The organism is Arachidicoccus ginsenosidivorans, from assembly GCF_007971385.1.
GTDB classification, from domain to species: Bacteria; Bacteroidota; Bacteroidia; order Chitinophagales; family Chitinophagaceae; genus Arachidicoccus; species Arachidicoccus ginsenosidivorans.
The window spans coordinates 1,491,042-1,510,070 of sequence record NZ_CP042434.1 but is presented as its reverse complement, the minus strand read 5'-3'; the positions used below and the strand labels follow the sequence as shown (position 1 = coordinate 1,510,070).

10 protein-coding genes, 2 tRNA genes and 3 rRNA genes are annotated in these 19,029 nt (G+C 43.0%); 10 read left to right on the top strand and 5 right to left on the bottom strand.

Features of this window, described 5'->3' with window-relative positions; translation table 11 throughout:
* Positions 1 to 67: 67 nt before the first annotated feature.
* The 9 genes from upp to rrf all read left to right on the top strand — a co-directional run bounded on the left by upp (position 68) and on the right by rrf (position 9,004).
* Positions 68 to 721: a uracil phosphoribosyltransferase gene (upp, locus tag FSB73_RS06155; protein WP_146780593.1), complete on the top strand. Its 654-nt coding sequence runs from the start codon at positions 68 to 70 to the stop codon at positions 719 to 721.
* Positions 722 to 805: 84 nt separating this feature from the next.
* Positions 806 to 2,275, top strand: a complete 1,470-nt coding sequence (locus tag FSB73_RS06150; RefSeq protein WP_146780592.1) for a DUF4476 domain-containing protein — start codon at positions 806 to 808, stop codon at positions 2,273 to 2,275.
* 98 nt (positions 2,276 to 2,373) lie between these two features.
* Positions 2,374 to 2,775: a tRNA pseudouridine synthase A gene (locus FSB73_RS24285; protein WP_225974536.1), complete on the top strand. Its 402-nt coding sequence runs from the start codon at positions 2,374 to 2,376 to the stop codon at positions 2,773 to 2,775.
* A 5-nt stretch (positions 2,776 to 2,780) separates the two neighbouring features.
* The gene (locus FSB73_RS24280; RefSeq protein WP_225974535.1) at positions 2,781 to 3,122 is read left to right on the top strand and encodes a tRNA pseudouridine synthase A; all 342 of its coding nucleotides are present in this window, start codon (positions 2,781 to 2,783) and stop codon (positions 3,120 to 3,122) included.
* 621 nt (positions 3,123 to 3,743) lie between these two features.
* A 16S ribosomal RNA gene (locus FSB73_RS06140) occupies positions 3,744 to 5,273 on the top strand.
* A 160-nt stretch (positions 5,274 to 5,433) separates the two neighbouring features.
* Positions 5,434 to 5,507 (top strand) — tRNA-Ile (locus tag FSB73_RS06135).
* 49 nt (positions 5,508 to 5,556) lie between these two features.
* Positions 5,557 to 5,630: transfer RNA gene (locus FSB73_RS06130), tRNA-Ala, on the top strand.
* A gap of 325 nt (positions 5,631 to 5,955) precedes the next feature.
* A 23S ribosomal RNA gene (locus FSB73_RS06125) occupies positions 5,956 to 8,764 on the top strand.
* Between the two features lie 126 nt (positions 8,765 to 8,890).
* A 5S ribosomal RNA gene (gene rrf / locus FSB73_RS06120) occupies positions 8,891 to 9,004 on the top strand.
* Together the 16S, 23S and 5S rRNA genes with 2 tRNA genes alongside form the textbook arrangement of a ribosomal RNA operon.
* A 158-nt stretch (positions 9,005 to 9,162) precedes the next feature.
* Here rrf and FSB73_RS06115 read toward each other — a convergent pair.
* Together FSB73_RS06115 and FSB73_RS06110 are read right to left on the bottom strand one after the other, a co-directional pair.
* Positions 9,163 to 11,430 carry a basic secretory protein-like protein gene (locus FSB73_RS06115; protein ID WP_146780591.1) on the bottom strand — a complete coding sequence of 756 codons (2,268 nt, stop codon included), beginning with the start codon at positions 11,428 to 11,430 and terminating at the stop codon, positions 9,163 to 9,165.
* A gap of 111 nt (positions 11,431 to 11,541) precedes the next feature.
* Positions 11,542 to 13,215, bottom strand: a complete 1,674-nt coding sequence (locus FSB73_RS06110; RefSeq protein ID WP_146780590.1) for a molybdopterin-dependent oxidoreductase — start codon at positions 13,213 to 13,215, stop codon at positions 11,542 to 11,544.
* A gap of 308 nt (positions 13,216 to 13,523) precedes the next feature.
* Here FSB73_RS06110 and FSB73_RS06105 point away from each other — a divergent pair, with 308 nt between their 5' ends.
* On the top strand, positions 13,524 to 14,624 hold the full coding sequence (locus FSB73_RS06105) for a mandelate racemase/muconate lactonizing enzyme family protein (protein WP_146780589.1): 1,101 nt from the start codon (positions 13,524 to 13,526) through the stop codon (positions 14,622 to 14,624).
* Between the two features lie 122 nt (positions 14,625 to 14,746).
* On the opposite strand, the gene FSB73_RS27450 is transcribed toward FSB73_RS06105, so the two are convergent.
* From FSB73_RS27450 to FSB73_RS06090, 3 genes are all read right to left on the bottom strand, one after another.
* The gene (locus tag FSB73_RS27450) at positions 14,747 to 14,983 is read right to left on the bottom strand and encodes a T9SS type A sorting domain-containing protein (RefSeq protein WP_158639434.1); all 237 of its coding nucleotides are present in this window, start codon (positions 14,981 to 14,983) and stop codon (positions 14,747 to 14,749) included.
* A 38-nt stretch (positions 14,984 to 15,021) separates the two neighbouring features.
* On the bottom strand, positions 15,022 to 16,281 hold the full coding sequence (locus tag FSB73_RS06095) for a choice-of-anchor Q domain-containing protein (protein ID WP_146780588.1): 1,260 nt from the start codon (positions 16,279 to 16,281) through the stop codon (positions 15,022 to 15,024).
* Positions 16,282 to 16,381: 100 nt separating this feature from the next.
* Entirely contained in the window at positions 16,382 to 18,943 is a 2,562-nt protein-coding gene (locus FSB73_RS06090; RefSeq protein WP_146780587.1) for a ligand-binding sensor domain-containing protein, read from the bottom strand.
* Between the last annotated feature and the right edge of the window lie 86 nt (positions 18,944 to 19,029).

Genomic DNA, 19,029 nt, shown 5'->3' with positions numbered 1-19,029 from the left:
TGAAGGGCAAAGATAACTATCTATGGATTGAAATCCGTATTTCATAAATATCAATTATCTTAGCCACATGATTAGAAATCTAAGTGAAGAGCATTCGCTGATATCCAATTGGGTGAGCGAGTTACGTGATATTCAGGTACACAGTGATCGTTTAAGATTCCGCAGGAATCTGGAAAGGATCGGTGAGGTAGCCGCTTATGAGATCAGTAAGGAGCTGGCTTGGGTTACCCGTGAGGTACAGACACCTTTGGGGGTGCATTCCAGCAAGGTATTAAAAGAACAGCCAGTTATAGCGACTATTTTAAGAGCAGGTCTGGCCATGCATCAAGGGGTGCTTAATTATTTTGATAAGGCAGACAATACTTTTGTTTCTGCTTACAGAAAGCACAATGAGGATGGCAGTTTTGATATTGTTTTAGATTATGTCAGCAGTCCGTCAATCCAGGACCGGATTTTGATTATTTCTGATCCAATGCTTGCGACGGGAACTTCTCTGGCTAAAACAATAAAAGCCTTGGAACATCTGGGAAAACCAGCCAAAACCTATATTATTGCAGCGATCGCCAGTAAGCAGGGGATTGACTATCTGGAGTCTTCCATTGGAGAGCAGCTGAATCTCTGGTGCGGAGATATCGATGATCAGTTGGATGACAATGGTTATATTGTTCCAGGACTAGGGGATGCCGGAGATCTGGCATTTGGGGAGAAACTGCAACACTAAGCCAAAGATTCAATTTTTAGCATAAGTTTTGTTATGTAACCGCTTTTAGCTATTAATTTTGTTCGGAAATCATATTACAATTAAATGACGCGTCAATCAATCAAACGAATTTTACTCTTCTTATGCATGGCGGTATTGGTTTTTACCACTCAGTCCAAAGCGCAAGATCCTGATAATAATCATTTTATCTATATACAGGCTAAGGCTAAACAGCCTTTTTATGTGATATTGAATAAAAAGGTTTACAGTTCTTCTTCCATAGGATACTTAATTATTCCTAAACTAAAAGACGGCTCTTATGATTTGAGAATCGGATTCCCTCAGGCACAGGCACCTGAACAAAATTTTACTTGTGTGGTAAAAGGGGCAGATGCGGGATATTCACTGGAAAAATCAGATGGTAAACTTGGACTTTTAAATCTGCAAACCAAGCAATTTATTGCTTCCAGTAGCCAGACAACACTTGAAGATCAATATAGTGTAGCCAGTGCTAAGGTAGATGATGCAACTGATAAGGTAAAAGACAAGGCAAATGAAGCCAAGGCGGAAGCAAAAGATACCAATAACGCCTTTAGCGCCATGTTATCTGATGCTGCAAATGATCCAACGCTAGCCTTACCGGTGGAAACACCTAAAGCAACCCTTGGTAAAAAAGAAGATAAAACCTCTACCCAGGTTGATGATTTTGGAAAGGATCCCATAGCGGATAGTAAGGCAATTGTGGAAGCAGTACCTGAAGAGAACCTCAAACCAGCTGAAAACACCGAGGCAGATCTTTCAAAGACCTATGGTGTGATCAAATCTATTCAACAAAGGTCCAAAAAAGGGACGTCAATGACTTTTGTGATGTTTAACAGCCGTTCGACTGATACAGTCGATATCTTAGTACCACATAGTGCAGTGACTGAAAATGAGGAAAAGACAACGGGCATAGCACCCACCCCGATTTCAAAGAAAGAGTCGCTTGCGCTTTTTACCAATACTGAAGCAGATAGTTTCAATATAGGTGAGCAAAATGGTGTCAATGAAAGGAGAGAGGCCCGCAAGAAGAAAAGGGAGGAGAAGAAATTTGTGGATTTAGGTAATTCTGACCAGGAAAATGCGAAAAGTGAGATTAAAGGCGCCGTTAATAACCCATTTTATAACAAGCAAAAGGATGTAAACAGTGATGCGGATGACAGTCAGTCATCAGATATACCTAAGGCAAGAACAGATGCCCAGGTGGCAGTAGACGCAGAGCCATCCAGTCAGGCAAAGGAGACGATCGAATGTGATCCGATCACGGACAAGAACTTCCAGAAAATGCAGAAAAAAATGATTGCGCGAAATAATGATAATGATATGATCGCCATCGTGGATAAATATATTGACGGTAAATGCCTGACTACCAAACAGGTGAAGGCGCTTGGCGGATTGTTTCTTTCTGATGCAGGCCGCTATGCCTTGTTCCATGATACCTATTCTCACGTAAGTGATAAGCAGAATTTTCCGTCTCTGGAAAATCAGTTATTAGACAGTTATTTTAAAAAGCGTTTCCAAAAAATTATTCAATAATACTTAAGGATTACTACTACTACTAATAATAATAATAATAAGAGGCTACACAAATAAGGTGGGTCACAATTGTAATTCTTTAACGACCGTCAAATTGAATGGCTAAATACTTCCTGGAACTTTCTTATATGGGAACCCATTATAGTGGGTTCCAGATACAGCCCAATGTACCCACCATACAAGGAGAATTAGAAAAGGCCATGCAGACCCTGCTCAGACAGCAAATTGAGTTGTCTACCTCTTCAAGAACCGATGCAGGGGTACACGCCCGGCAAAATTTCTTTCATTTTGAGACCGATCTTGTTATTACACAAAAGAATATCTATAACCTGAATGCCATCTTACCCAAGGATATCGCTATTATAGATATTTATAAAATGCAAGATGAGGCCCATAGCAGATTTGATGCACTTGGCCGGTGTTATAAATATTATATATATAATTACAAGGATCCCTTTATGTGGGATAGGGCTGGTATTATCCATTTAAGCTCGATTTAGACCTTTTGAACCAGGCAGCTGAGCTCATTCAACAATACGAGGATTTTACCTCGTTTTCTAAACGCAATACGCAAGTACACACCTATATCTGTCAAATCGGCCAGGCGATCTGGCAAATGGAAGATAATAACCTGGTGTTTACAGTAGAAGCGAATAGATTTTTAAGAGGCATGGTCAGGGCACTGGTGGCAACTATGCTAAAAGTGAGTCGGGGGACGATCAGTTTGCAACAGTTAAGGGAAATTATTGAATCAAAAAACTGTGGCAATGCAGACTTTTCTGCGCCAGCAAAAGGACTGTTTTTACAGCAGGTTAAATATCCCTATAAACTAACAGCCGTCCAATAGAGGTAATATGTTGTATTAAAGCAGCGGAAATCGATGACTTTTTGGTTAAGTCTTAATTTTTTTTCTTCGCTGAAACCCTTATAAACATTGCTACTTCAAAAATAATTTCAGAAAAGATATCAAATAAGTTTGGTAGAGTAAAAATTCCGCTTACCTTTGCAATCCCGAAACGGAAAAAAGCAAACTGAATCGGTCAGCTCTTACGGTAAGATTAGTCTCTAAGCAAATGGTTAACAATAAGTTGTAAGACGTGAGCTGAAAAGAAAAATAAAAAAATCTACTTAAATAAATTTGGTTAGTAAAATAGAGTTTACTACCTTTGCACTCCGCCAGACGGTAAAGATCGTCACTAAAAAAGCGGTGCCAATCTGCTGAGCAGCAGGGCTGTTAACGGAGAGGTTAATAGGAAAAGGGAGCAGGGAATTAACTAGCCGATACGATAAACCGCAGGGTTTATAGTATAGCAAAATAGGGGTAAAGTGGAAACGCTTTATGTCTATAAAGATCTTTGAAAGGAAATTAAAAATAACAGTAAGGAAGACACTACGAAGCGTTGAAAAAGACAACAAATTTTGACGCCTATTTTTCGAGAGAAATTTAGTCAGTTCAAACAATACATTAACAATGGAGAGTTTGATCCTGGCTCAGGATGAACGCTAGCGGCAGGCTTAATACATGCAAGTCGAGGGGTAACAGTGAAATAGCAATATTTTAGCTGACGACCGGCAAACGGGTGCGGAACACGTGCGAAACCTTCCCTTATCTGGGGAATAGCCCGAAGAAATTCGGATTAATACCCCATAATATATCAGAGTGGCATCACTAAGATATTAAAACTCCGGTGGATGAGGATGGTCGCGCGTATGATTAGGTAGTTGGCGGGGTAACGGCCCACCAAGCCTACGATCATTAGCTGATGTGAGAGCATGATCAGCCACACGGGCACTGAGACACGGGCCCGACTCCTACGGGAGGCAGCAGTAAGGAATATTGGTCAATGGACGCAAGTCTGAACCAGCCATGCCGCGTGAAGGATTAAGGTCCTCTGGATTGTAAACTTCTTTTATAGGGGGCGAAACACTTTATATCTATAGAGCTTGACGGTACCCTATGAATAAGCACCGGCTAACTCCGTGCCAGCAGCCGCGGTAATACGGAGGGTGCAAGCGTTATCCGGATTTACTGGGTTTAAAGGGTGCGTAGGCGGACTTGTAAGTCTGAGGTGAAATCTCCGAGCTTAACTCGGAAACTGCCTTGGATACTATAGGTCTTGAATGTCGTTGAGGTCAGCGGAATATGTCATGTAGCGGTGAAATGCTTAGATATGACATAGAACACCTATTGCGAAGGCAGCTGGCTAAGCGAAAATTGACGCTGATGCACGAAAGCGTGGGGATCAAACAGGATTAGATACCCTGGTAGTCCACGCCCTAAACGATGATTACTCGACGTGCGCGATACACAGTGCGCGTCTGAGCGAAAGCATTAAGTAATCCACCTGGGAAGTACGTTCGCAAGAATGAAACTCAAAGGAATTGGCGGGGGTCCGCACAAGCGGTGGAGTATGTGGTTTAATTCGATGATACGCGAGGAACCTTACCTGGGCTAGAATGCGAATGACCGTACCTGAAAGGGTATTTTCTAGCAATAGACATGAAGCAAGGTGCTGCATGGCTGTCGTCAGCTCGTGCCGTGAGGTGTTGGGTTAAGTCCCGCAACGAGCGCAACCCCTATCATTAGTTGCCATCAGGTAAAGCTGGGAACTCTAATGAGACTGCCGTCGTAAGACGCGAGGAAGGAGGGGATGATGTCAAGTCATCATGGCCTTTATGCCCAGGGCTACACACGTACTACAATGGGAGGGACAAAGAGCAGCCACTTGGCGACAAGGCGCGAATCTCAAAAACCCTTTCTCAGTTCGGATCGCAGTCTGCAACTCGACTGCGTGAAGCTGGAATCGCTAGTAATCGTATATCAGCAATGATACGGTGAATACGTTCCCGGACCTTGCACACACCGCCCGTCAAGCCATGAAAGCTGGGTGTACCTAAAGTCGGTAACCGAAAGGAGCTGCCTAGGGTAAAACTGGTAATTGGGGCTAAGTCGTAACAAGGTAGCCGTACCGGAAGGTGCGGCTGGAATACCTCCTTTTTAGAGCGACGCGTCTAAGAGATCTGGTCTTGCGCAAGTAAGTAAAGAGCTCAAAGAAGTATGGTTTGACTTATTGTTATTTTTTTCCTTTTAAAATTATTAGTTCTTTAAAACAGATAGCACTGACGGCCAACTTAAAAAGGCTCAAGATTGGCGACACAGTCTCGTAGCTCAGTTGGTTAGAGCGCTACACTGATAATGTAGAGGTCCCCAGTTCAAATCTGGGCGGGACTACAAAGAATTCGGATGATTTCTGAAGTGCTATGCTGAAAGGTATAGAAATGGGGGGTTAGCTCAGTTGGCTAGAGCATCTGCCTTGCACGCAGAGGGTCATCGGTTCGACTCCGATATCCTCCACATTTTAAAAAAGAGGGATTAAGAGATAAAAGCCGCGCAATTAAAAAGGCGCATAGTTCTTTAAGATAGATTAGATGTGTTACCGGGTTGTTTGATTAAAGGGTTAATCAAAGAAAAACAACAGCGGTGGTGGAATCAGATTCACAACACAAACAGATGTGCTGGAGTAACGGATGGGCTTATCAATAAGTTTTACGTTATGTTGAGAGCAGATAAAGATCTTTGACATATTGGGAAAGCAAAAACAATAAGAGTAACGAGACTCTATAGCGATATAGAGACTCAAACACATAGTGGTGGTAACATCACTACAATTTCTAAATTTTTTAAAGCGAATAAGGGCGCATGGTGGATGCCTAGGGTCTGAGAGGCGAAGAAGGACGTGGTAAGCTGCGATAAGCTGCGGAGAGTTGCACACGAGCGTTATATCCGTAGATTTCCGAATGGGACAACCTGGTATGTTGAAGACATATCACTCTGTAAAGAGAGCCAACCCGAGAACTGAAACATCTAAGTACCGGGAGGAAAAGAAAATAAGACAATGATTCCCTAAGTAGTGGCGAGCGAACAGGGAAGAGCCCAAACCAGTGAGGCGTGCCTCACTGGGGTTGTAGGACTGCATTTAGAAAGTATTATCAAGCAGAAGTATCTGGAAAGTTACATCATAGAAGGTGAAAATCCTGTAAGCGGAAATTAATACGGACGAGCAGTATCCTGAGTAGCGCGGGACCGGAGGAATCTTGCGTGAATCTGCCAGCACCATCTGGTAAGGCTAAATACTCCTCAGACACCGATAGTGAACCAGTACCGTAAGGGAAAGGTGAAAAGTACCCCGAACAGGGGAGTGAAATAGTACCTGAAACCGTGCGCCTACAAGCGGTCGGAGCATCATTAAGATGTGACGGCGTGCCTTTTGCATAATGAGCCTACGAGTTACTCCTCACTGGCGAGGTTAAGTTCTTAAATAACGGAGCCGTAGCGAAAGCGAGTCCGAATAGGGCGTTCAGTCAGTGGGGGTAGACGCGAAACTTTGTGATCTATCCATGGGCAGGTTGAAGTTTTGGTAACACAAAATGGAGGACCGAACCCGTTGACGTTGAAAAGTCTTGGGATGACCTGTGGATAGGGGTGAAAGGCCAATCAAACTGAGAGATAGCTCGTTCTCCCCGAAATGTTTTTAGGAACAGCCTCGGATAAAAAGAAGTGTGTTAGAGGTAGAGCTACTGATTGGGCTAGGGGGCTTCATCGCCTACCAAACCCTGACAAACTCCGAATGCTAACACATATCTCCGGGAGTGAGGCTACGGGCGCTAAGGTCCGTGGCCGAGAGGGAAATAACCCAGATTAGCGACTAAGGTCCCCAATCCACGTCTAAGTTGAATAAACGCGGTGGGACTTCTATAACAGCCAGGATGTTTGCTCGGAAGCAGCAATTCATTTAAAGAGTGCGTAACAGCTCACTGGTCGAGAGGTCCTGCACGGAAAATAATCGGGCATCAAGACGTGAACCGAAGTCCTAAAATTGCACTATGAGTGTATATTGGTAGGGGAGCATTGAAAACTGCGTTGAAGGTGATGGGCGACCATTGCTGGAGTGTTTTCAAAAGAAAATGTAGGCATAAGTAACGATAATTAAAGTGAAAAACTTTAACGCCGAAAGTCTAAGGGTTCCTGATCAACGTTAATCGGATCAGGGTTAGTCTGGTCCTTAGGAAAACCCGAGAGGGGTATCTGATGGAAAGAAGGTTAATATTCCTTCACCTGCATATCAATAAAAGTGACGGATCGCCGTGGCACTTGCGTCCTGACGGAATAGGTCGCTGAGCAGAACCTTCGGGGGAAGCGAAAGTGTAAAAGTGGTTCCAAGAAAAGCGAGATATGCAGCCAGTACCGCAAACCGACACAGGTAGACGGGATGAGTATTCTAAGGCGCTCGGGTGAGCCGTGGAGAAGGAACTAGGCAAATTAATGCTGTAACTTCGGGATAAAGCATACCATAGCGATATGGTCTCAGTAAATAGGTTCAACCAACTGTTTAACAAAAACATAGGGCCCTGCAAAATCGAAAGATGACGTATAGAGCCTGATACCTGCCCGGTGCTGGAAGGTTAAGGAAGGATGTTAGCCTCAGGGCGAAGCTTCTGACTGAAGCCCCAGTAAACGGCGGCCGTAACTATAACGGTCCTAAGGTAGCGAAATTCCTTGTCGGGTAAGTTCCGACCTGCACGAATGGTCTAATGAGTTGAACACTGTCTCCTCCACGAGCCCGGTGAAATTGTAGTATCGGTGAAGATGCCGGTTACCCGCCACGGGACGAAAAGACCCCGTGAACCTTCACTACAACTTTGCATTGATTTTGAGCAACCGATGTGTAGGATAGTTGGGAGACTATGAAGCATGCACGCCAGTGTGTGTGGAGTCAACGTTGAAATACCAACCTTCTGTTGCTTAGAACCTAATCCTGAATAAGGAGACATTGCATGGTGGGTAGTTTGACTGGGGTGGTCGCCTCCTAAAAAGTAACGGAGGCTTGCAAAGGTACCCTCAGTACGGTTGGTAATCGTACATAGAGCGCATTAGTATAAGGGTGCTTGACTGTGAGGCAGACACGCCGAGCAGGGACGAAAGTCGGCTAAAGTGATCCGGTGGTTCTGTATGGAAGGGCCATCGCTCAAAGGATAAAAGGTACTCCGGGGATAACAGGCTGATCTTACCCAAGAGCTCATATCGACGGTAAGGTTTGGCACCTCGATGTCGGTTCGTCACATCCTGGGGCTGGAGAAGGTCCCAAGGGTTGGGCTGTTCGCCCATTAAAGTGGCACGTGAACTGGGTTCAGAACGTCGCAAGACAGTTCGGTCTCTATCTGTGGTGGGCGCTAGTAAATTGAGAGGACATGACCTTAGTACGAGAGGACCGGGTCGTATGTACCGCTGGTGAATCAGTTATGCCGCCAGGTGTAGTGCTGAGTAGCTACGTACAGCCAGGATAAACGCTGAAAGCATCTAAGCGTGAAACCTTCCTCAAGATGAGTTTACTTTTAAGGGTCGTCAGAGACGATGACGTTGATAGGCTATAGATGTAAAGGTGGTAACATCAAAGTCGAGTAGTACTAATTGCCCGTAAGCTTTATTTTTTAAATCTATAAATGCATGGAAATGGTATTTATAGTTGCTCTAAAGTTGAGCTTTTCCAATATGACCTTATTTAAGTGTGTAGCTAATGGTTAAAACCATGAGCTGAAGACAGCACACGACCGATTTATGGTGGTTATTCCGAGGGTCTTCACCTCTTCCCTTACCGAACAGAGAAGTTAAACCCCTCATGGCCGATGGTACTTGGGTATAATCCCTGGGAGAGTAGGTAGCTGCCATATTTATTTAAGAAAGTCTCAATAAGCAATTATTGAGACTTTTTTTATGCCCATATGGGAGGGGCTGAATACCTTTAATTGCCTGAATTACCCTGAAATAGTGCATTTGGAGGTTGTGGCAATTGCGGTATTATTGAATAAACGGCTTTTAAGAAATTAGCCTATAAATTTATTTGTGGTTTAGTCGTGTACTCTTGCCAAAGTTCATCCAAGGTTTTACCGGTGCGTTGCTTCCATATAGAAGCCGTATATTTATTTTCGCGCATGGATCTATCGACCTCTTTTACAAAATCTTTGTCCTTGTATTGGGCTATCCAAAATAAAAATCGCGCAGCGATGCGGTATCCGTATTGGTAATTCATCCCGGACATGACGGGTGGCATTGACCAACCAGATGCTTTATTGCTTAATCCATATAATTGCCTTACATAATCTGCGATACCTTCTGAAAGCCACCGGGGCTGGTAGTTGTTTGCCTGATAATGCTGGACAATGTGCATGGCTTCATGGGTGACGACATCTATGTCTTTTGGATGCTGTGCAAACCATTTAGGTTGAAATCTAATGACATTGTCTACGGTGGCAGAAAGTTCTGGGCAATCCTTATCGATGACAATTATAACGGTCTTATTTGCAGATGGATTAAAGGCAGCCATCTCTTGTGGGTAAACCGTAAAGAACGTCGTAATCATATTTTTTTTCACTTCATCAGGGAAGCCGGCGTAGTTGTTCGCAAAAATGAGTGTTAAGCCATTTTTATTGATGGTATCGCAACTTATAAAATCGCTGGGATTGACCGATACCCAATCGGCCTTTGTATTATATTTTTTTGTTGGACTGTCTGCATTGGTGCTGTTAGCGCTATTATGGTCATTGGATGGTTGATTAATATATGTGCTTAAAACGCCTGCTATGAATTTTGAATGGAAAATGCTTGCATCTCCGGTAAAATAGTCGTTGGGTACTTTTATTTGTCCACTATTGTAAAATTGCAGGGCAAGATTCCCATAGCTTACCAGATCCATTGTAATGCCAGGTTGCCATCCATAGTTGGCTATTAGTGTATGTGCTGCATATTTGCAAAGTGTCTTGAATAAATATATGGTATAGTATTGCTTGGAGATCGTACGGATGGCTGCCTGATGCTTCGTTTCGTAGGTGGCTTTATCGGTAGCCGTCTTTAATGCCGTATAATCTTCCAGAAGAGACCTCTGCTCTGTTGTGAGTGGTGGTTCCAGTTGATGTAGTGGAAGCAATAATGAAGAAAGGGTATCGATACTTATTGCTGATTCATTAAGAAGGGTGGGTGGTATTACCTTACTCAGATATTCTGCCTTTGAATCGGGCTTACGGATGGATTCAATAAAATCAAAATAGGCGGGTGCAATAATAGCGCTGTCGTTATCTGCTGATTTTAAAAAATCAAAATAAGCTTCGGGTATTGTGTCATTTTGTTGCTGATCACCTGAATTGTCACTCCATATTTGCGATGTATAATCCTTGTAATGGAGTAAGGCATTGGCGAATGTATATTGAATATCGTAGTTATTTATTTGCCGGGCAAGCGGACTTATTTTCTTTTCCTGAAATAAGCTGTCTGCATGCGCTTGCACTTCCCTGCGTAAGTTTCCAAGGATGGTTGAATAGACGGCAGCTGAAGGCTTTGAGCTGCCTGCTTTGCCTAATAACAGATCAAAAGGATAGGGTTGAAATTGATTTCTTTTGGCTCTTAATAACTGGATCTCTTGCGCTAACTGCGCTCCCTGACCAGCATAATGTAAATTTTTACCATGGGTTTGTAATAAAGTAATAGATGAACCTGGTAATAGGTATACTTCACCCCGTTGATCTCTATAAGGGAGATTGATTTCAAGTAAAACCGGATTTGTTACAGGAATGGAAAGGTGTAGCAGGCCTTGGTGGTCTACGGGTTTAAAATAAGTGGTTGTCAGCCCTGTTAATAGTTGATGTACCTTAATGGATATCTGTTCTGCATTTGGTGTTAATAGGAAATAATTAAAATAAACAGAATCCTTTTTAAAATGAGAGGATTTGATGCGGGCAAGGTTGTGTTGGATGACGCACTTTGTTTGATCATGGAGACAAACGACTGGTTTGCCGTCTGTAGGCAAGAATTTTAATTGGTCATTTTTCTGGTTAAGTTGCAGGACTGCCTTTTGATTATTGTCATTTGACAAATTAAGGGTGGTTTTATTGTGTTTGTTGCTGATATTATAGTAATGCCAGAATGTATTATTGTAAAATACGCCCCTTTCATATAGGCCGAACATAAAGTTTCCGCCTTCTTTCGTATACCATTCACCAAGCAGTTGCTCAGGCAGTTTTTGATTTTGTTCAACGATTTGCCCGAAAAGGAATGCAGAGGGTATGAACAAAAGAAGTAAGGATGCGCAAATGGATCGCTTCATAAGCTTAATATTTGCATTAAGTTAAAAATTATTTACATGTTGAGGCGAAGTGTTAACAATGTATTAATGGTTTGGTGGTGCTGTTTAGCTAAATAAAAGCCTCCATATACATTAAGTGTCGGCCAGTAAATCAAAATACTCATCATCCTCATTTTTACCACCAAATCCTTTACCTACATCCTTATGAGACTCAATAAACTCGATATAATCAATCCATTTGACCATTTTATATCCCAGTTGATTTTCAATACGCAGTCTGAGGGGAGCCCCATGTTCAATGGTGAGCGGTTTATAGTTCATTTCCCAGGCCAGCAGACTCAAGGGCTTTTTACAATTATCCAGCGTATGGGTATCATAATAAACACCGCCATACAAACCGCTGCCAAAGGAATAAAAGGCAACAGTGGTTACGTTGGCATGGGGTTTAACCAGTTCTATTAACTTAGACATGGGTAAGCCACCCCATTCAGCGATACCAGACCATCCCTGAATACAATGGTGCATGGTGATATTCTGGTCTTTTGCGATCTTTTTGAGCTCATCCATGGATAATTCCATTGGATTTTCTACGAGCCCGGTTATTTTGAGCTTATAATCTTTGAAGTCATTTTTGGCTAGCGCTAGCCAACGCTCGGAGTCCTCAGGGATTTTTCCGTTCGGCCAAAAATAAGGGGATATATCCTTTTTCGTGTAATAACGGGCGGGCTTGAAAGTATTTATGCTGCGGCGCCAGAGATTGCCATTAATATCTGCCTGCAATTTCTGTAATGGTCTGGGGTGGTGCCAGGAAAGCCATAAGGCGATAAAACAACAAAGCACCACAAAAAGGACTATACCGATACCAATATATAATCCCAGATGGCTGGTGGTACTGTCTGTGCCCATGACAATATGATTCATATTGCGGGAGAGGCCAGTGGCGACTACCAGAGATACATGGATCAGAATAAAGACCAAGTAACAAACCATGACCATAAAGTGACCGGACCTGGCGGATTGACGGTTGCCAAATAGCTTTGGATACCAGGGGAATCGGTTAGCGATAGCAGGAGACATGGCCATGCCTGTCAACATGGCCAGCGGCGCTAAAATAAAAACGACGGCAAAATAGGACAGTTGTTGAAGGGCATTATAATGATAAAACCCATTAGGCTCTACCGGAAAATTAAAGGTGGCATAATGCACAAAAACATTCCAGGCATCGGGTAGAACCTGCCAGGAGGTTGGCACCAGTCGCAGCCAGTGATTGGTGAAAAATAAGAAGAAAATGAAGATAATCCCGTTGATGATAAAAAAAGGCACGGTCAGAAAATGCCAAACCCTAGCCAGTCCAACACTGTGCCGATAACCAGGAAGACCTAAAATTGGACTGATATAACGGGCATCTTCCTTTGCTGTCCACATTTTGTCTTTTGGTACTTTAATTGGAGTAAATCGCACCCATTCTGACTCAGGTGAGCATCCATTATTGAAGTAAAGTCGGGGATGGTCTACCAGGATAGAAAGGCCACTTCTGATAATCAAGGAAAGGAACAAAAAATTCACCCAGTGACTAAGTCTTGCCCACGCCGGAAACCCAGGTGTGGCCTCAGAAGGTAAATGTACTAATACTGCCGATGGATCCGGCGGAAGGCCGAAAAATAAATATTGTATCCAGGCCGCGCCCAATGGAATTAGGATAATGGCCCCAAAGATAATCCACATATAGGGCTTAATGACCATGGTGAGTCTTCTGTCTTTGGGATAGAGAACCGCCTGTTCTGCTTTACTTAAGTGACCAATCATACCTTCAGAATTTTATTGTTATTAGACCACCTTGTACCTAAATAGCTATATTTCTGAATAGCGGTTACTCCCTTTAATTATACACCTTGCCTGAGCACCCGCATTTTGTTCGCCTTTAAAAGGGCATATTGCGCCTTGAAAACTTACCACAATTTACAAAAGCTGCGGGGTTTGACAAAAAATATCAAGGAATGCGTAATTTTATTTAACAGGAGCTTCTACTTCCCATTTGGTCAATTGCGGCTATTCCAGACAGTTGTTGTTGGTTGGATCTTGAAGGAGTAGCTTTTTAACCTAATAATTTCAAGATGAAGATTACATATACTGAGATTTACCAGTTTAGTATCCCTATGGTACCCTTTACCATTGCAACGGGCACTATGGAATTTGCCCAAAATGTGCTGATTCGGATTCATACAGATGCGGGATTGATTGGTATCGGGGAATGCTCCGCCTTTCCAATGATTGTAGGAGAAACTCAGCAGACTTGTATCGCTGTAGGTAAAGACCTGGCGAAAATCATAAAAGGGCGTGATCCTTTAGCGATGGTGGATTTACTGGAGGATTTTGATCACTATATTGCAGGTAATACTACTATTAAGAGCGCTTTTGATATGGCGCTTTATGATCTGGCTGCGCAGGCGGCTGGATTACCATTATATGCGTATTTAGGTGGACAGTTAAAGCCCATAACCACAGATATTACAATTGGGATCGACTCCCCTGAAAAAATGGCTGCCCAGGCTTTATTTTTTAAAAACAATAAAGCCAGTATATTAAAGGTCAAAGTAGGTAAGGATCCGGATATGGATATTCAACGGATTGAGGCGATCAGAGCTGTTGCGGGACCGGACATGAAAATTCGCCTCGATGCCAATCAAGGATGGAGTCTCCCGGCAGCTATTGCCGCCCTGGAAGGTATGCAGACACTTGATATTGAGTTTTGTGAACAACCATTGCGCTCCTATAATGATGCCGAGATTAAAGAACTAAAAGCAAAGGTGCAAATACCGATTATGGCCGATGAAAGCTGTTATCATCCTAGAGACGTCAGCGGCTGTGCAAATGCAGGATTTGACTTTATCAATATCAAACTGGCCAAATCAGGGGGCATATATAATGCGCTTCAGATTGCCAGTAGTGCAGCGACGCTGGGTATTCCTTGTATGATGGGCGGCATGCTGGAAAGCAGGGTAGCGCTTACTGCCATGACCCATTTGGTAATGGCTACGGATAATATCAGGTTTTTTGATATGGATACCTGCCTGTTGGGGCACAGCGAGGATCCTGTTTGCAGCGGGGTAAATATACAAGCGTATCAGCTAAGTCTTCCACACCCAGAAAGACCAGGAATTGCAGTGGAAATAGCTCCCGTGTTTTTAAGTAAATGCCAGTCTTGGAAGGTATAAACACTAAAGTGTTGAAAGATGGACTTTCAAAGGCATTGCTAAAAGAGGATAAAAAAATGGCACTGCTGTGTAAAGGCTAAGTTTACACAGCTGTGCCATTAAGCAATAACTTATGAGTTTGTTTATTTTTTAATAAAGTTTGCTTTTTGTTGGTTTAGGCGAATATAATACATCCCTGCTGCTAAATTGGCTATTTGGATTTGGTTTTGACCTTTAATAATGCGGCCGGATCCAACTTGCTTTCCGGTAGCGTCATATATGTAATATTGCCCCACCTCCGCACTGTTTATCTTTATATAATCACTGGCAGGATTTGGGAACAGCGTGAAATTTTGTATTTGCTGAACTAATTTGATCACCTTGCTGTAGCCTGGTTGCCCTTTTTGATCTATTAGTTTCAGGCGGTAATAAGCGGTAGCTTCCTGTTGCGGACAGCTGTATTGGTAAAAGCTATTGTTTCCTGTTGGAAGCGTGGTGGCAATCTGATTAAAAGTGATATTATCTGTACTTTTTCTATTTCAAATTGCTTAAAATTAACCTCTTCCCCTGTTTGCCAATTTAAAGAAGCCTGACCATTTTTGAGTCCGCCCTCAAATTTGATTAATTGGATTGGTGTGGCAAGTGGAATATAGGCTACAGAGCCGCTGCTGAACTCAGATACCTGAAATTCAAGATAAAACAACTTCTGGTATTGTCCGATGATAAAATGACTCAAATCTGCCGTCTCGTTGTTTTCGCTAAAGGTATATTGTTTGTAGTTGGTCGCATTTGATGCATAGGCATCATCACCTTCTACTTTATAGACTCGGATTAAAGGAGCAAAATCCATCCATTCCGAAATGGAATGCGGTAACTTAGTATTTGCAGGCATCTCCGTAATCAAGTCTCTTAGATCGGTTGTATCAATAAAAAAGCGTACGGTGACGGGGTTATTAAAATCCGGATTGGTCAGGGTTACATGCCAGGAGCGGTTTAAACAATGGACTTCTCCTTCAATTCCAAAGGGGCTTTCAAGTGTGGTAGGCTGGCCTGATCCATAATTAGTACTAAGTGAACCTGTAGCTTCAATATTCCCCAGATCCTGTCCATTGGGGTCCACACCTACAATCACAGTATTTTCTGTATTGTTATACAGGTAAATAACACCGCCTGAGGCTGTATCTGCCCGGTTAGACGTTAATTTTTGACCGGGAGTGGCAAAAAACTCAAGTCCTTTGCTTTGGAAAGCGCCCAGGTCGATCTTATTATTTTCCACACGTTGATTGCCTGCCAGATCGGTGGGGTAGAAATTAGCTAAAGAACCCACACTAATGCAAGGACTCGCTGGTTGTAACCTAAAATCACTGTTTTTGGCATCCATAAACATGGGGTCTGTATTATATGGGAGGTCGTCGATCACATCCTGCTCGTCAATAATACCATCTTGATTGAGATCGACCTCATAACCTTTAATGACACTACGATTAATATTCAGGGAGTTGGCAGTCAATTGAGCGATATGACGAGAAGGGGCACCATCCACAATGCTGTTCAGCAGCCTTACTTGGCTGCTGCCAGTACCGTAAGGATCAATGGAGAGTGTGTTACCTTGTGAAAGTTGCGTGCCGAATAATGCGGTTGACATATTGCCATAGAAGGTACAGTTATTTATATCCACTCTACTATTATCAATAAAGATGGCACCGCCTCCGCCATCATTTTACCCAGAGATTTGTTATCCTCAAAAAGGCAATTATAAAAGGCGGTATTGGTATTGGTCAGACATGCAGCCCCCCTGCCCCTGATTCTCCTGTTACATTACCGGCCTGATTTTCTTTAAATACACAGTTAATATAGGAATTACTGGAGCCTTCTTCATACAAGGCGCCGCCATTGTATTCTAAGGTAACTTTATTATTTAGGAACTGGCAATGCTTAATATAGATAGCGCTGGCTTGATTATAGAGTGCACCACCAACGCCGGCCTCATTATCTTCAAAAATACAATCCGTAATGGAAGGGGATACATTAAAGTTAGCCATCGCGCCACCTCTATTCAAATTGAAGCTATTGTACCCTCTGCCTTGGGTGAGGGTAAAGCCATCTAATACCGTAGAGGCAGTCAGGCCATTATTGTAATTTACAATGATAGCTGAGCCATTGCCTTTTATGACGGTTTTAAATTCGTTGTCCAGAAAACGCTGGGAAAAGTCTGTTTCGGTCCCCTTAAATCCTCCAAAGAGTTTAACACCAGCTTTTAGTATAAAAAAACTATCTTGGATAGGTTGAAAAATACCAGCGGCAACAAATATGCTGTCTCCGGCATTTGCCTTGTCTATGGCATAGGCAATATCGCCTGAGGCATCTGCCCAAGAACTGCCACTACCGGACGCATTTTGTCTGACGAACCATTTTCTTTGCGGTTGAAAGTCAATGATTCCATCAAACAGTTCACATAAGCCTCCTCCAGCGGTGGCGATCCATTTATTGTTTTGGGCATCCACCTGGATAGAGCAGATATCATTGGCAGTGAGGCCACCTGTGCCGTAGACAAAAGTTGCCCACTGAGATCCGTCAAAAACACTTACCCCGCCCGTTGTGCCCATCCAGACATTATTATTCTTATCAATAGTTAGCGTCCTGATATTGCCATTAATTAATGGGCTATTGGCGGTGGTAAATTGTTGCCAATTCTTATGCTCAATATTATATTTTAATAATCCATTAGGCGAACTGAGCCAAAGATTGCCAGCAAGATCCATGGTCATAGCCATGATGGATTTAGACATAACGCCCTCTAAGTCTGGCACAATAGAAGTAAAAGCAGTGCCATTAAACTTATAAAGACCTTCATCAATGGTGCCGATCCATAGATTTCCCTGATTATCTGCCAATAGACTTTGAATAAGCCGGGCATTAAAACCATTGCTGAAAGACGGAATTATTGACCACTCATGACCGTCAAATTTACTCAAGCCATGCTGAAAACTTCCAAACCAAAGATTGCCTTGTGCGTCGCAGGCAATACTTGACACATAATTATCTCCAATCTGGCTGTTTCCAGTTGTATAAATCGACCAAGCAGTACCATCAAATTTAATTGCACCGTTTTCTCTTGTGCCAAGCCAGATATTGCCCTCCTTATCCTCTGCAATACAGGTAAAGCCACTGACTGGGAGGGTGGAAGTGTTGCTGTGGTTGTAATGCGTCCAGGTACTTCCGTCATATTTGGAAATATTGGCTGGATCCGTAATCATCCAATGATGCCCATTATGGTCAATAAAATGTTGTATTAGGTGGTTGGAAAGAGGGCCGGGGCCTCTGGTCGTTTCTTTATTGTAAACGACCCAGCTTTGGGTGTCCATTTTGGAAAGCCCTGCCGCTGTAGCTATCCATGCTATTCCATTTTGATCAAAGGCAATACGGTTAACTGTATTGCTGGGCAAACCACTGTTGGCGGTTGTAAAAACTGACCAGGTGCCATTACTCAGTTCAAATAAGCCGTTTTGAGGGCTGCCTGCCCACAGATTACCTTGCGAGTCAATCGCTACGGTAGTTGGCTCTTTGTCTATAGGGGGTAATATACTATTGATATAACTGTAGTATTCAAAGCTTTGGTTACCCACTGAAAATTTACAAATGCCGGCCACGTGCGTCGCCATCCAGATATTACCACTTGCGTCTTCTGTCAGATCATAAATGAAATCGCTTCTCAAGTCGCCATTCGTATTTGCATTGGTATAAGTCACCCAGTTGTGCCCGTCGAATTTACTCAGGCCACCGCCCCAGGTCGCAAACCACATATTGCCAGCATGATCTGTCAGAATCCTACGGATTATATTGCTTTTCAGGCCGCTGTTATTCATATAAATTGTACTAAAATCAGTTCCATCCCATTTAAGGGCACCGCCACCATCAGTACCAAACCAAAGGTTGCCCTGGTGATCCTTTGTCGCTGAAAAAGTCATATTGGATAAGAAAGCACCGTTGGAATTAATATTGTAATTAGTAACAGTCGCATCAATGCGTACAATACCGCCACCATAGGTGGCTAGCCAGGTAGCGCCTTCGTTATCAATAACTACGTCTGAAACGTCGTTGACCAATAGTGGCATATTAGCTGTCGTATAAGATTGCCAGCTACCACCGCTAAACCGACTCGCGCCGCCACCCCAGGTACTACACCAGATGTCGTCCGGACCAGCGACCGTAATGCCTCTGATATCATTAGAGATTAATGCCTGGTAAGGCGAAGGAGACATGAAATGTTGCCAATTTTGTGCTTGTAGTATTGGATAAAGTCCACCAATACACAAAAGAAAAAGTAATAGTTTTTTCATGAGACAGATAATTTAAGTGAGAGAAATAGTACCTCGAATGCCATTTACTGCATTCCCATCCGGAACTATGATTACATAAAGCCAGT